A 15,768-nucleotide genomic window follows, 5' to 3' on the forward strand; every position below is an offset into this window, starting at 1 on the left:
TTTTCTATTTGCTTTCACTATTGATGCGCAATAGCTCATCACCATCAGCGACCAAATCACCTGCTGCAAATAATAACTCTGCTACCACGCCATCTGTTGGCGCGGTAATGGTATGTTCGATTTTCATGGCTTCGATGACGGCAAGTGGCTCGCCTTTTTTGACCGTGTCACCTACTGCGACTTTAAAGGCAACAACTTGCCCTGGCATCGGTGATTTTAAGCTACCAACCGCTGCTGTGTCTTCGCCCACATGTGCCATGATGTCAATTAAGGTAATCTCATCGCGTCCGCTATCTGTAAACACATAGACCGTCTCATTATTGACCCAGCTTTGGGCACTGATACGTGCACCCTCTAACCATAAGGTATGATTGTGCGCATCACTGCTGTCATAACTGACTTGTCCTTCATAAACCGTTTCGGTCTGAGCAGCGACATTGATATTGCTATCATCCTGCGTATTCGCGATTTCTTTGCCAATGACAAGCACAAAGCTACTGAGATTATCGCCGCCTTTTTTGCCATCAGCACAACTCGCATTGTGCCAATTGCTGATACGAGCAATATATGACTGCTCATCATAAACCAAGCTAAATGAACGAGTATAATCACTATAAGCACGGAAACCTGTCGGCTTACTAAAGGGGTCGTTGTCTGTCTTTTGTGATACGGCTTCGCTCGCAAGCTGCTGCGTAATAGCTGTCACCACAAGCGTTGATAATCCAAGCGGATGCTGATCAAAAAGTTTATCCTGCTCGCGCTCTATCAATGCCGTATCAAGATTGGCGTTGCTAAATGAATCGGTATTTAAAATATAACGCAAAAATGCTACGTTATTTGGAAGACCGACGATACGCGTCTGCGCCAATGCCCGATCAAGTCTTGCTAATGCTTGTTCACGCGTGGGCGCATGCACGATAAGCTTAGCAACCATAGAGTCGTAGAAAGGGCTGATGACATCACCCGCGCGAACCCCATCATCGATACGTACATCAGCGATGTTAAAGGTGCTGTGCTCAGGCTTTTGATAGGTAAACAAAGTCCCTGTCGCTGGCAAGAAGTTATTGTCAGGGTTTTCAGCGCAGATACGCGCCTCAATTGCATGACCGTTGATAGCCAGATCGTCTTGCGATTTTGGCAATGGCTGACCCGCAGCGACCAATAGCTGCCACTCGACCAAATCCACACCAGTAATGGCTTCACTGACCGGATGTTCAACTTGCAAGCGCGTATTCATTTCCATGAAATAGAAATTCATCGTGCCTTCGCGCTGCTCAACGATGAATTCAACCGTACCTGCCCCAACGTAATCAACCGCACGCGCCGCTTCGATGGCGGCTGTGCCCATTGCTTCACGCATTGAGGTATCTACGCCCGGTGCTGGCGCTTCTTCTAATACTTTTTGATGGCGACGCTGTACTGAGCAATCCCGCTCAAATAGATGCACATAGTTGCCATGCGTATCACCAAATACTTGGATTTCAATATGACGTGGTTTTAGCGCATATTTTTCGACCAATACTTGATCATTGCCAAAGCTGGTAATTGCTTCACGGCGACACGAGTCTAATAGATCGACAAAATCACTGCTTTGCTCAACGATACGCATGCCTTTACCGCCGCCGCCTGCACTCGCTTTGATCAATACTGGATAACCAATAGCATCTGCTTGCTGCTGCAAAAACTGTGCATCTTGATTGTCACCATGATAGCCCGGTATCAGCGGCACGCCAGCAGACTCCATCAAGCGCTTGGACTCAGATTTGCCGCCCATGGCGCGAATCGCCTCAGCAGAGGGTCCTATAAAGACCAAACCAGCATCTTGGCAGGCCTGTGCAAAATCGGCGTTTTCACTTAAAAACCCATAGCCTGGATGGATGGCCTCAGCACCTGTTTGCTTAGCGATGGCAATAATGGCATCACCTTTGAGATAGCTGTCTTTTGGCGCTGAACCGCCCAAATAAACTGCCTCATCACAGACAGCCACGTGCTTGGCGCTACGATCAGCATCAGAATAAACAGCGACGGTACTGACGCCAAGACGCTTAGCAGTCGCGGCCACTCGGCAAGCAATTTCACCACGGTTGGCAATTAGAATTTTAGAAAACATAACTATCCCTGTATCTTGTCGTTGTTATTTGACGTCTTGTCTATTTGTCCGTTTATCTATTCGTCTATCGTTAGTCTGCTGTCAACCAATCCGGCTTACGCTTTTGTAAAAAGGCTTGCACGCCCTCGCGGCCTTGTGTTGATGAGCGAATATCAGCAATTCCTTTGACCGTGTCGGCAATCAACTCATCAGTAATGGGCGCACCGGCGATATCATGCAATAAGTGCTTGCAGGTCTTGACGGCATCGGGACTGTTTTTAACCATTTTGGCACAAAGTGTCGCGACCTCATCATCTAACCATTCTTCGCTGACGCGCTCATGGATAAAGCCAAGCTGACGTGCTTTTTTGGCATCAAACACTTCTGCACTTAAGAAATAACGCTGCGCAGCTCTAGCGCCCATCGCTCGGATGACATAAGGACTGATGGTCGCAGGCGCCAATCCCAAACGCACTTCGCTAAGGCAAAAGTTGGCAATCTTCACGGCGATGGCCACATCACAAACGGCAACTAGCCCCATGCCACCAGCATAGACATCGCCTTGTATCGCTGCGATCGTCGGCTTGGGACACTCATAAATTGTTTTGAGCATTTGCGCCAATTTATCCGCATCCGCTAAATTCTCTTCATAGCTATAGTCCGCCATCGCGCGCATCCAATTAAGATCAGCGCCCGCACAAAATGCCTTACCAGCAGCGGCTAATACAATGACACGTACGTCATCGTCAGCACCAAGCACAGTGAAAGCCTCTGTCAGCTCGGCAATCATTTCATCATTAAAGGCATTACGTATCTCAGGACGGTTCAATGTCACCGTCGCCACGTGTTGTTCAACGCTGACCAGCAGGCTTTTATAATTATTAATATTTTTCGATTTCGCTTCTTTCATAACTTTCTCTATATTCCTATTCATATATGCGTATGTAAATATTTAGCCCAACGTTTGGGTCATCCATCATAATGCCCATATAAGAAAGTAAGATGTCAAAACCCGATGTCGCGGTAGAATTGTATTTTTAAAAGGTGTCGCACCACTCTCTCATTACGAGCAGACCTTAACGCTTACATTCTAAAGACCCCAAACGTCGTCTCTTCAATCGGAGCGTTATAAGCGGCGCTCAGCCCCAAGGCCAGTACATGACGAGTATCAGCAGGATCAATTACGCCGTCATCCCACATACGTGCAGTGGCATAATACGGATGACCTTGCGCTTCATACATTTCACGAATCGGCGCTTTAAAGGCCGCTTCGTCTTCCTCACTCCACGCTTCGCCCTTGCGATCAAAATTGTCACGCTTGACCGTTGCCAATACTGATGCCGCTTGCTCACCGCCCATGACAGAGATACGCGCATTTGGCCACATCCACAAGAAACGCGGACTATAAGCTCGGCCACACATACCGTAGTTACCCGCGCCGAACGAGCCACCGACGATAACAGTGAATTTTGGTACTTTTGCATTGGCGACTGCCATCACCATCTTGGCACCGTGACGGGCAATGCCTTCGTTTTCGTATTTACGCCCAACCATAAAGCCTGTGATATTCTGCAAAAATACTAAGGGAATTTTGCGCTTACAGCACAGCTCGATGAAATGCGTGCCTTTTTGCGCAGACTCGCTAAACAGAATGCCGTTATTAGCAATAATACCCACAGGCATCCCTTCGATATGAGCGAATCCACAAACCAACGTCGTACCGAAACGTGCTTTGAATTCATCAAATGCACTGTCATCAACGATACGGGCGATGATTTCTTTGATATCAAATGGCTTGCGCTTGTCCGTTGGAATCACGCCGTACAGCTCTTTGGCATCATAACGTGGTGGCTTGGGTACAATTTGATTGGGGATATGTTTGGCAGGACGATTCAAATGACTGACAATATTACGAGCGATTGATAACGCATGAGTATCGTTTTGTGCTAAGTGATCGACCACGCCTGAAAGCCGCGTATGGACATCGCCGCCGCCCAAATCCTCTGCGGTCACCTCTTCGCCTGTTGCTGCTTTGACCAGTGGCGGACCACCCAAAAAGATCGTGCCTTGCTCTTTGACAATGATAGATTCATCGCTCATGGCCGGGACATACGCACCGCCAGCCGTACAGCTACCCATGACCACAGCAATTTGTGGAATACCTGCCGCACTGAGGTTGGCTTGGTTAAAAAAGATACGGCCAAAATGTTCTTTATCGGGGAATACGTCATCTTGGTTCGGTAAGTTGGCACCACCTGAATCGACCAAATAAACACACGGCAGATGATTTTCTTGCGCGATTTCTTGGGCACGTAGATGCTTTTTGACCGTCATTGGGTAGTACGTGCCACCTTTTACCGTGGCATCGTTACAGACAATCATACACTCGACACCATTGATACGACCAACGCCTGCAATCACACCAGCCGCTGGAATCTCTTCGCCATACATGTCATGCGCTGCCATTGGCGCCACTTCCAAAAACGGCGTCCCCACATCAAGCAAACGCTCGACCCGCTCGCGTGGTAGTAGCTTGCCGCGTGCTAGATGCTTGGCACGTGCGCGCTCTGAGCCGCCTTGGGCGACTTTACGCAAGTGCACATACAAATCATCGACGATCTCTTGCATCGCTGCACTGTTTTGCTGAAAGTCGCTTGAGTTTGGACTCAGTTTACTGGTTATGATAGCGCTCATGATATCCCTTTTCTTTAATACATAGATACGTAAATGCGAGTAGCTTTTATATGAATGATGCCAACTGCTATTTTTTAAGTATGACTCACATATTTCATCTTTATTGTTTTAGAGCCGATAAGTAAGCTTACTACAAACCCAACTCTTCTTTCATTTGCTCAATGATTTTATACTTTTGAATCTTGCCCGTGATGGTCATTGGATACTCAGTGACAAAGCGATAGTAAGCTGGCACTTTATAATGAGCAATATGCTCACTGCAGAATTCACGGACTTCCTCTTCGGTCAAGCAGCCCGGCTCTTTCGGGATAATCCACGCCGCCAGCACTTCGCCGTAACGCTCGTCTGGTATCCCAACGATTTGCACATCGCGAATTTTTGGATGACGATAAAGGTAGTTTTCGATCTCAACCGGATAGATATTTTCACCACCGCGAATCACCATGTCTTTACTACGACCAACGATTTTTACGTAGCCATCTTCGTCCATTGTGGCCAAATCACCTGTATGCATCCAGCCATCTTGAATGGCTTCGCGCGTTTTAAAACGGCTGCCCCAGTAGCCTTTCATCACTGAATAGCCACGCGTGAGTAGCTCGCCGGTCTCCCCGATAGGCACAATCTCACCCGTCTCGGTATCAATAACCTTGACCTCAAGCGCTGGTTGCACCAATCCGACGGTCGAGACTTGCTTATCAAGCGGCGTATGCTCATTGGTCTGGCAAGAGACTGGGCTGGTCTCTGTCATACCATAAGCGATAGTGACTTCACTCATATGCATCTTGTCGATGACACGGCGCATGACCTCAATCGGACAGCTGGAGCCTGCCATGATGCCCGTACGCAGGGTAGACAAATCAAATTTTTCAAATTCAGGATGATCAAGCTCTGCGATAAACATCGTGGGCACACCATGTAGACCGGTGCACTTTTCTTCTTCGACGGCTTTTAATACCGTTAATGGCTCAAAACCATCGTTTGGATATACGATACAACCGCCATGCGTCAGAATCGCCAAGTTACCAAGCACCATACCAAAGCAATGATACAGCGGTACTGGGATGCATAGTCTATCCTCTTCAGTGAGATTCATGGCCTCACCGATGAAGTAGCCGTTATTGAGAATATTACGGTGGCTAAGCGTTGCGCCTTTTGGTGTACCTGTCGTGCCACTAGTGAACTGCACGTTGATGGCATCGGTATTTTTGAGTTGAGCTTGACGCTCGGCAACACGTGGATCATTGGCATCGCCCTCGCTCATCCATGCAGAGAATTTTTGCATGAAACCAAACTCCTCATCAGAGTCTGGCTCATCAATCCAAATGATACGTTCAATCGTTGGAATCTCAACCAAATCAAGCTGAGTATAATCTTTATGATAAATCTCAGGACAGAGCTCACGGATCAGACCAGCGTAGTCACTGGTCTTAAAATGGCGCATAAGCACCAGTGCTGAGCAGCCGAGTTTATTTAAGGCATATTGCAGCTCAAAGGTACGGTAGGCAGGATTGATGTTGACAAGGATAACGCCGACTTTTGCGGTCGCCAGTTGCATCAGTAGCCATTCAGCATTGTTGTGTGACCAGATACCGATGCGATCGCCAATCTCAAGCCCCATCTCAATCATACTACTGGCTAGCTGATTGACCTGCTGCTGTAGCTGTTGATATGTCCAGCGGATGTTTTGATGACAGACGACCAGCGCTTCACGCTCAGGGTATTTCGACACAATAGCATCAAAAAAATCACCGATGGTCGCTTCAATCAGCGGTACATCAGGACCTTTATCATAACTTTGGGAAAGCGGCGCATTTGCTGAACGTGCGCCCATATTGATACTAGGGATATTATCTAAAATAGCATCGAAATCAACGTGAGTCGCATCGAAATTAGAATTTTGAGTCATAACGAGTCCTTTCGTTTTACTTTTTATAGTATTTATAGATAGTGCTGATTAATCGCTGGCAAGCAAACCTTCTTCCTTGATTCGGTCTGATATAGCATTCAGCTACTATAACGCTATAAATGAAAGCATGTCAACAATATCAATACGGTATGTATCATTTAATTGGATACTCGATATTCATGCTTAGTAAAAGGTAACATAAAATCATGGCAAGTTTTTGACATAAAAAAGCCAGCCACATCATAAATAAGGGCTGGCTCAATCTTAAATGTTGTCTTTTAAACTTACTTTTTAGCAGAGTCTATCATTATGCTTTAGGAGTGGCAGGCGCTTTGATCGTCACGGTTGCACTCACTGCGTCATTATCATCCAGCAAATCCATGATGAGTTCATCATCGCTTTCCGTCTTCACTTGCCAATTCCCAGCCGCGTTTGGCACACCCGTTACCATCACCGAAATCGCTTTATTCTTTAGGCGAATCATCGGTGGCTTATGGTCATAACCGCTGTGCTCGTGCCCTAAGATATCATCAGCAATGGTCGCAGCCTGTGCGCGTAGTGGTGCCACATAGCGACATGCGACCCCATTGATCGACATACAATCACCAATGGCATAGATGTGTGCGGTGTCGGTGCGCAATGTCGCTTCATCAACCACAATACCTGTACGACGGTCAAACGTAACGCCCGCTGCCGCTGGTAATTGCCCATCGACCGTCAGACCTGTACTGGCAATCACATGGTCTACGATCAATGTCTCAGGTTGCTCTGCATCGGTACTGTCTTCAGTTAAGGCAAGCGGTGCGTAGTCTACTCTTAGCTTTTCGCTATCGCTGCTGTCGTCATTGCTACTCAAACGGGTAACAGCAGATACTTGAGAGCCACCCAAAAATTGAATGCCTTGTGACTCAATCGCTTTGGCAATACGTGCCGTCGCTTTGGCTGGTAGCATTTGTGATAATGGCGCATCATTCAAATCAATCAAGGTCACTTGATGACCTGCTTTTAGCAAGTCTTCCGCGATTTCTGTTCCCACCATACCAGCACCAACGATGGCGACGTGCTGACTACCGGTTGCCAGCTTCTCTTGTAGCTGACCGAATTGCTCAATGTGATTAACATGCCAGACCAAATCCTCTGGTAAGCTTTTGGGGAAAATAGGATGCGCACCCATCGCTAGCACCAACTTACCATAATTGATCGTCGCATAATCCGTATGGGCTGGATCTGGTCTATTAGCAGAGATAAGCTGTAACTGCTGCGTAGCCGTATCAATGTCTGTAACCTGTGTGTCGGCAAGCAACGTCACGCCTGCGGTTTTTGCCGCATCGCTACCAGATGCCCGTACCAAGTCTGATGCGCGCTTGTTTTGGCTGATCGCCATGGTCAGCATCGGCTTGTGATAACGATCGCCACTATCGGAAGTGATCAAGGTAATTGGAATCTCTGAATCTTTTGCACGAATAGCATCAATCACATGCCAGCCTGCCAAGCCTGCGCCAATGATGACGACGCCATTTTTTGATGAGGTTGCCGATGCTACAGATAGATTATCTACGCTCATAAAAACTCCAATATGGTTTGTGAATTATTTTAATTATCAACAAGGATGGGAGACATTGTATCAGTAAACAGGCATGCACTCACCTATCTAACCGTATAACCAATTACATACTCATCTAAATCAAATTGCTAGAGTAACGCCCATAAAAAAGCGCCTATTAATAGACGCTCTTTATTGATGATTTCATTTGTGTTTCAAGCACTAGTGCAAATACAGCCAAGGTGATTAATGATTCAAAATCTTTGATAAGAACATCTGCGCACGATCACTTTTCGCGCCTTCAAAGAACTCATCCTTACTACAGTTCTCGACGATGTGCCCTTCATCCATAAAGATAATACGGTTGGCGACCTGACTGGCAAAGCCCATTTCATGGGTCACGCACATCATGGTCATACCATCACGAGTCAGCTCGACCATGACATCGAGCACTTCTTGAATCATCTCAGGATCGAGCGCTGAGGTTGGCTCATCAAACAGCATCGCCACAGGGTCCATAGCCAGTGCACGGGCAATCGCGACGCGCTGCTGCTGACCGCCCGATAGCTCCGCTGGATATTTCGCCGCTTGTACCGTCAGACCGACGCGGTCTAGATACGCCATGGCTTTTTGCTTGGCTTCACTCTCTTTACGACCCAATACTTTGATCTGTGCCACTGTCAAATTATCAATGATGGTCAAATGCGGAAATAATTCAAAATGCTGAAACACCATGCCGACACGGCTACGTAGCTTGGGCAGATTTGTTTTTGAATCACCGACAGAGAAGCCGTTGACCATGATTTCACCTTTTTGAAAAGGCTCAAGTCCATTAACGGTCTTAATCAACGTCGATTTACCACTACCTGAAGGGCCACAAACAACGACCACATCCCCTTTATGCACGTGTGCAGTACAGTCAGTTAGTACCTGAAAGTCTCCATACCACTTGCTGACATTTGACATTTGAATGACCATCTCATCAGTCGCATGGCCATTGTTAGTCACCAGTCCACCAAAGGAATTTATGTATGTATCAGCATTGCTCATCACTGGCTCCTAACCACATTATTATCGATAACCGTCGTTTAAAAATTAAATCAAAATACCAAACTACAATCTTAACGCTCAAAATCCTAAGCGAGATATCTATTAAAACCGTAAACGCTTTTGTAGTTGTTGCACACCAATCGATGCACTCAAACTAATCACAAAATAGACAGCGCCAGCACCTAGGATATAAGGTGTGAGTAATCCCATGAGCTCACCGCGGACGTAGGCGGCGCGGAAAAAGTCGGTCAAACCAATAGCGAATACCAATGTCGTATCTTGGAATAAGATAATACATTGCTGCAAAATCAGTGGTAGCATTTTGCGAAAGGCCTGCGGCAAGATGACCAGACGCATGGTCTGTCCATAAGTCATGCCTAGTGCTTTAGCAGCGTTGACCTGACCGCTACCAATCGATTGAATACCCGCACGCACCACTTCTGAAAAGTAGGCAGCCTCAAACATCATAAAGGCGACCACACAAGACGCAAAAGCGGCATTGATCTGAAGATACTTACCTGCGACCCAAAAATAAATCATCGGTACGGCAAAATAAAACCACAGTAGTACCAATAGCAGCGGTACTGAGCGGAAATAATTGACGTATAACTTCGAAGGTACTTCAAGCGCCTTTATACCAGACAAGCGCATCAACGCTAGTATCGTGCCTAAGCTGATACCACCAATGATTGCCAAAAAAAGCACTTTTAAGGTGGTTATCATGCCGCCCATCAAGCCAGGATAGGCTGTTGCTAACTCGGTCATATTCATTTCTGACCTCCCGCAATAAGCCCAGGTACACGCAATTTACGCTCAATTAAGCCCATGATAGCGATCAAAGATAAATTGAAAACCAAATAGACAATCGTCGCATAGGTATAAATCTCGATACTATTCTGCGTATATTCACTGATGGTTTTTGTTTGGCTAATCAGCTCCATTACCCCGACGAGCGATGCGACAGAGGCGTTTTTAAAACAGTTGGTCAGCTCAGAGCTGAGCGGCGGTAAGATAATACGAAAGGCTTGCGGTAGCAGCACTTCTTTATAGACTTGCGGAATGCTAAAACCCAATGCATATGCGGCATTGGTCTGCCCATCAGGCAGCGACTCAATACCCGTCCGTACTTGCTCAACAATACGAGCAGCGGTAAATAAGCCAAGACCGATACTTGCTGACAGCATGGCTGAGGTATTCGGAGACAAGTCCTTATACCACCATTCTTGTATCGTGGGCGTGAGCCAGCCGGGTGCGATGTAAAACCAAAAGAACAATTGTACTAGCAGTGGAATATTGCGAAAGAATGTCACATAAGCCGTACCAATCGTACGAGCAGTCTTATTAGGTAAGGTGCGCATGATACCAAATATGGTACCGACGACCATGGCGATGGCCCATGCGATACTGCCGATTAATAGCAGCCAGCCAAGACCTGTAATCATCCAATGGATATAAAGCTCGTTACCGATACCAGTTTGCTCAAAGAGCACACCCCAGTTCCAGCTATAATTCATGGTTGTCTCTCCGAGCAGCGATTCATAAGCCTATAGGTCAGACACATAATATCTGACCTATAGGCAAGCCATATTGAGGGACAAAGAACTTATTGAGCGGTCGCCGTTTTTGGCTGAGCACCGTCATGCGGATTGGCAATCAACGCTTTTAAGTTGTCAGACATCTCAAAGTTTAGATTGACGTTTTTCGGTGGGACTGGGTTCAAGAACCATTTGTCATAAATGCTATTGATCTCGCCTGAGCTAAAGACATTATTTAACGCTTCATTGACGACGGCTTTGAATTCAGGATCGTCTTTACGCATCATACAGCCATAAATCTCAAACGATTGTGGCTCACCAACGATAACCCATTCATCAGGATTTTTTGCTTTGGCTTTTTCGCCCGCGAGCAACACATCATCCATCATAAAGGCATCAGCACGACCATTTTCTAACATCAAGAAGGCTTCGCCGTGATCTTTTGCTGAGATGATGTTCATATCCATTTTGTTGTCATCATTGTACTGACGGATATAACGCTCTGAGGTCGTACCTGCCGTGGTGACAAGGGTTTTACCTTTTAGATCTTCAAAATTTTGAATGCCAGAGTCTTTTTTGGTCAACAGACGCGTACCAATCTCAAAGAAACCATTAGAGAAGGCAACCTGTTTTTGACGCTCTTCGTTGTTGGTGGTTGAGCCACACTCAAAATCTACCGTGCCGTTTTGTACCAATGGGATACGCGTTTGTGAGGTAATCAAGTTATAACGGACGTTGAGGTCTGGCATGTTTAGCTTTTGCTTCACTGCTTCGACGACTTTCATTTCTAAATCGTGTGCATAGCCGATAGGCTGATTAGGGTCATCAGCAATATAAGAAAATGGAATAGAGGAGTCACGGTGACCGACAACGATGGTGCCAGAGTCTTTGATTTTTTGTAGCGTGCCGTTGGTATCCGTGGCAGCAGCTTCTGTCGTGGTGGCATCATCTGCAGCTGGCGCTTCGGCTGTGGTCTGGCTACTGTTGTTACAGCCAGCTAAGCCCAATGCCATAAAGGCTGCCAAAGTCAATGGTTTAGAAAATAAGTGGGTCATGGAATACATCCTTTTATCACAAGCTTTTATCACAAGATTGAATGAGTGCTTTGAAGACACGAGTCTGATTGACCGACCTCATTGCCCCGCATCCGTACGGTTGTTGCTGTTGTTTGTCACAATGCAACTCAATGTTACTGTACAACAAATTTGTGTTAGATGGTAAGTTTTTTTTAAAGGAAATGATATTTTGGAATATATTTATTTTTTACCTAAAAACCACTGGTTCCCAATTACTGCATCACTATAGAAATGGACAGATAGCTGACTTATTGATACATGTAATCAAGAAAACATTGTGATCATAATATTGTGGTTGCTACGATTGATAAATTGGCCATAGTCCCCATAAAGCTAACAACTTCTTAATACTACAAATGACTTATGACACAAGATACTCAAGTCCCGAATACGGACAGCCAAACTGCTGGCACTCATAGCGACAACGACATACGCCAACGTTTTTTTATCGAAGATTCGCCCGTGCGCGGTGATGTGGTACGCCTATCACGCAGCTACGCCAGTACGATTGCCCAAAAGCCCTATCCTGAAGCCATCAAACGCTTATTAGGTGAGATGCTGACGGCAGCGAGTTTGCTGATCAGTACCGTGAAAATAAACGGTCGCCTATCTATCCAGTTGCAATCATCAGACAGCGATAGCTTGCTGAATTGGGCGATGGCAGAATGTGACCAAGACGGCATCATCCGTGCGCTTGCCAGCTGGAAAGGTGAGACGGATGAGCAAATACACGCGTGGGACAATATGATCCATGCCAAAGAAGCATTTGCTGAACTTGGTGCGACTGGACAAGGCGTATTGTTTATCAATATTCAGCCTGACGGCGGTGAACCATACCAAGGTATCGTTGAGCGTAGCCATGACAATTTGGCGGACTGCTTAGCACATTATCAAAAGCAATCAGCGCAGATTCCGACGTTGATTAACTTGGCATCTGACGGTCTGCAAGCGGGTGGTATCTTGGTACAAATGCTACCGCGTACTGCTGAAGAAACGTCTGAAGTTGAGCAAAACCAAGATGCGGGTATCGACGATGATTTATGGACACGTCTGAGCGTGTTGACGCGTACGGTTAAGGCAGAAGAGCTGACGACGTTAGATGCCAACGAGATTCTGTATCGCTTGTATCATGAAGAAAACATCGTCGCCCCTGAGCCTGCGCCTCTAGCTTTTGGTTGTACGTGCTCACGCGAGAAGTGTGAGATGGCCATCGAGCAAATCGGCGAAGCAGAAGCGTTAGACATTGTTGAAGAGCAAGGCGGTACGTTTGAGATGGACTGCGGGTTCTGCGGTGAAGTCTATAAATTCAACAAAGATGATGTAGCAGCGGTATTTGCTGATTAGTTTTTTATCACTAAGCATCAGCCCTCATAAAAAAACCCTCAAGTGTGATGCTTGAGGGTTTTTTTGAAATTTTAAAAAGTATATGACTGCTTTTATGTTGAGCCACCTTTAGTCTTGATGCCATTTTTTCATATAATCAATCGCCATTGTGTTGATTGCCTGCCAGTTTGAAAGGTTTTTTGCGTCAAAGTGAATCAGGATATTATTGTTATAAACAGGATGTAGGTACTCCATTTGACAAAGACTGTTCTGATCTTCATTTTCCGCTATCCAACATCGAAAAGTAGAAGGGGAATTTGGATAAACATGTCCTGTATAAGATAAGGTTGAATCATTACTACTATCGATATAGGCTTCTAAGTTGAATTTATCTTGGGTAATATCTCTATGATTTGACTCCTTTATAATTTCAACTCTCGTAGGCATATCGTTGCCTACAATTCCTGAACCTATCGCTGTCCAGTTAAATTTTATGATATCGTCGTCATGTTCCAAAACATTTGGGTCTTTATCATTATTATTGAGGCCTCGACCACTTGGCCAAAAGAAATAACCATGACCCATATCCGTCTCAAAACTGGCATAACTACCCGTATCTGGTCTGACAATATGGTTTAAGGGAATAACGTATTTGTCACCCTCTACATCTACTTTAATTTGAGCATTAGGGTCGTGTACATTTGGCTTGGCACAGCTAGTAACTATGAGTGCGCTGCCTAATAGCAAAGACAAATTTCTCAGTAGCACTTTCTGAAATGATAAAAACGTCATTGCGCAGTACACATAACGCAGATAATTCGAAATGATACCCACTGTTCTCTACACCGCCACAGCCAAACTTCTAGGATAAGAATGTATGCGCGGACGTCCAGCATAGTCGCTTAGACCATTATCGAGCAGCCATTCAACGACTTGCTCACGCACTCGCCTGCTATGGATTAAGTTAAGATGATTGACACCATAAAACACGGCTTTATGACCATCTGGCACAAACAACGCATGCTCGGCATCATCTTCACCTAGCGCGGATGCGACCGATACCAAGCTATCTCCTAGCAAATCCGTCATCCTAGATTCGTAATGCGTCTCGAGCAAAGCACTGGCGACAAAGTAAGTCTTGATACCACTGGGCAGGCGCGCAGGATGACGGAAGTCTTGTGGTAATACGCTGCGTCCTTCTAAGGCCTTCCAATCAGCATCACGAATACTGCCGTGACGCAGATCAATAATACCCGCACTGCGCATATCACCAAGTTTGGCAAGCGAGCCCGCAAATGGCAACTTGGCGATGATGTCTTGCACATAATTACCGATACGCTCAAGCACTGCGCCATGATGCGGTGAACCTAGGGTGATGAGATTGCCCACGCGCTTTATCCAGTCTAGGCGCTCTTGCTCACCATAAAATAGCGCACTACGCGCGACCAAGCCGCCCATACTATGACCAACCAAATCTATCTGAGTAATATTTGGGTTATTATCGACCAAGTCCTGTAGTAATTGAGAGAATTTACGACCGCTGCGAGAGATACGTCGACCTGTATTGTAATCTAAGTATAGAACGGTGGTGTCAGGCTGGCTGATATGAATCGCCTCGCCCAGATCATTGCCTTCTTGTGACTGCCAGCTTAAGTGGCTCATGCATAAGCCATGGCACAAAATAGCAATCCGCCCTGATAGCCGCTCACTTTGAGGTTGGCCATCTTTAGTGTATAACATCATCGGAATCGCGAGCGCATTTTGATTGTTGACCAGATGATCACCCATGACACCATTGATGACATTGACTAGCTTTTTTAGTGAGTCAGGTAGTGGCTGAGCTGTTTTTTGCACGATGAAGTTTTTGTATATTCGTAGCACAGAGGCCAGATTGTTACCGACCATCAGCATGATATGACGTATCGTGCCATAGATGCGCCCAGTGAAACCGCGCTGCCATTTATTGAGATGCTTATCATTGAACCGGCCTAAGGGACGCAAGATGACTTCACGGTGGATGGACTCTACAATCTCAGTCACCTCAACTACTCCCATGGTCGCAAGCTGCGCCAACCCTTCAAAAAAATCCGCCAAAGAGACAGGGGTTTTGGTCGTTTCCTCACTGTCTTCTGTATCTGCCAATAACTTGACCAGCTCATCCATATCGATAGCTTCGAGTTGATCTATCTGCTCGTACAAATCACCATGCCGTGGCACACTATCAGCTGAGACAAAATGTGCATCAAGCTCATGGCGATTACGCGTATAACTGCTATCATTCTGAGCGCTACTGTCACTAACACGGTTGTTATAAAACAAATTTTGACTGCTCATAGTATTGGCACGTTTAGCGAAAAGGAGGTTTTTCTATACTATCCTTTAACAGTCGCAAATAGAAGCGAATGATTTAGTTTTAGCGTTCGTTTGTGACCAAAAGAGACGTATGGATGATGAACGGTATCTCTATTATTATTAAAGCGTCATCCAATATATGCATCAAAAGAAAAAATCCCAAGCTGAAACTTGGGATTCTTAGTGAATACTCATTTCTA

General features: G+C 45.9%; 12 protein-coding genes. 1 reads left to right on the plus strand and 11 read right to left on the minus strand.

Features of this window, described 5'->3' with window-relative positions; translation table 11 throughout:
* Positions 1-4: 4 nt before the first annotated feature.
* The 9 genes from JMX83_RS02745 to JMX83_RS02785 form a co-directional block, all read right to left on the minus strand.
* Entirely contained in the window at positions 5-2,110 is a 2,106-nt protein-coding gene (locus tag JMX83_RS02745) for an acetyl/propionyl/methylcrotonyl-CoA carboxylase subunit alpha (protein ID WP_201598860.1), read from the minus strand.
* 70 nt (positions 2,111-2,180) lie between these two features.
* Complete coding sequence (locus JMX83_RS02750; RefSeq protein ID WP_201598862.1) at positions 2,181-2,999, minus strand: enoyl-CoA hydratase/isomerase family protein; 819 nt, start codon at positions 2,997-2,999, stop codon at positions 2,181-2,183.
* A 173-nt stretch (positions 3,000-3,172) separates the two neighbouring features.
* On the minus strand, positions 3,173-4,783 hold the full coding sequence (locus JMX83_RS02755) for a carboxyl transferase domain-containing protein (protein ID WP_201598864.1): 1,611 nt from the start codon (positions 4,781-4,783) through the stop codon (positions 3,173-3,175).
* Between the two features lie 130 nt (positions 4,784-4,913).
* Positions 4,914-6,689: an AMP-binding protein gene (locus JMX83_RS02760; protein WP_201598866.1), complete on the minus strand. Its 1,776-nt coding sequence runs from the start codon at positions 6,687-6,689 to the stop codon at positions 4,914-4,916.
* A gap of 307 nt (positions 6,690-6,996) precedes the next feature.
* The gene (locus tag JMX83_RS02765) at positions 6,997-8,253 is read right to left on the minus strand and encodes an FAD-dependent oxidoreductase (protein WP_201598868.1); all 1,257 of its coding nucleotides are present in this window, start codon (positions 8,251-8,253) and stop codon (positions 6,997-6,999) included.
* Positions 8,254-8,478: 225 nt separating this feature from the next.
* Complete coding sequence (locus JMX83_RS02770; RefSeq protein WP_201599078.1) at positions 8,479-9,210, minus strand: amino acid ABC transporter ATP-binding protein; 732 nt, start codon at positions 9,208-9,210, stop codon at positions 8,479-8,481.
* A 174-nt stretch (positions 9,211-9,384) separates the two neighbouring features.
* Complete coding sequence (locus JMX83_RS02775; protein WP_201598870.1) at positions 9,385-10,053, minus strand: ABC transporter permease subunit; 669 nt, start codon at positions 10,051-10,053, stop codon at positions 9,385-9,387.
* A complete protein-coding gene (locus JMX83_RS02780; protein ID WP_201598872.1) occupies positions 10,050-10,796 on the minus strand; it encodes an amino acid ABC transporter permease in 747 nt (248 codons plus the stop codon). Before JMX83_RS02780 ends, JMX83_RS02775 begins: the two co-directional genes overlap by 4 nt.
* Before the next feature lie 89 nt (positions 10,797-10,885).
* The gene (locus tag JMX83_RS02785; protein WP_201598875.1) at positions 10,886-11,872 is read right to left on the minus strand and encodes a glutamate/aspartate ABC transporter substrate-binding protein; all 987 of its coding nucleotides are present in this window, start codon (positions 11,870-11,872) and stop codon (positions 10,886-10,888) included.
* A gap of 384 nt (positions 11,873-12,256) precedes the next feature.
* Between JMX83_RS02785 and hslO the strand changes: the two genes are divergently transcribed.
* Positions 12,257-13,237 (plus strand): Hsp33 family molecular chaperone HslO, encoded by a 981-nt coding sequence (gene hslO / locus JMX83_RS02790; protein ID WP_201598877.1) that lies wholly within the window; start codon positions 12,257-12,259, stop codon positions 13,235-13,237.
* Between the two features lie 108 nt (positions 13,238-13,345).
* Here hslO and JMX83_RS02795 read toward each other — a convergent pair whose 3' ends face one another.
* Both JMX83_RS02795 and JMX83_RS02800 read right to left on the minus strand, forming a co-directional pair.
* Complete coding sequence (locus JMX83_RS02795) at positions 13,346-14,008, minus strand: hypothetical protein (protein WP_201598879.1); 663 nt, start codon at positions 14,006-14,008, stop codon at positions 13,346-13,348.
* Positions 14,009-14,056: 48 nt separating this feature from the next.
* Entirely contained in the window at positions 14,057-15,550 is a 1,494-nt protein-coding gene (locus JMX83_RS02800; RefSeq protein WP_201598881.1) for an alpha/beta fold hydrolase, read from the minus strand.
* Positions 15,551-15,768 lie beyond the last annotated feature (218 nt).

This window comes from Psychrobacter piscatorii (assembly GCF_904846415.1).
Lineage (GTDB): Bacteria > Pseudomonadota > Gammaproteobacteria > Pseudomonadales > Moraxellaceae > Psychrobacter > Psychrobacter piscatorii.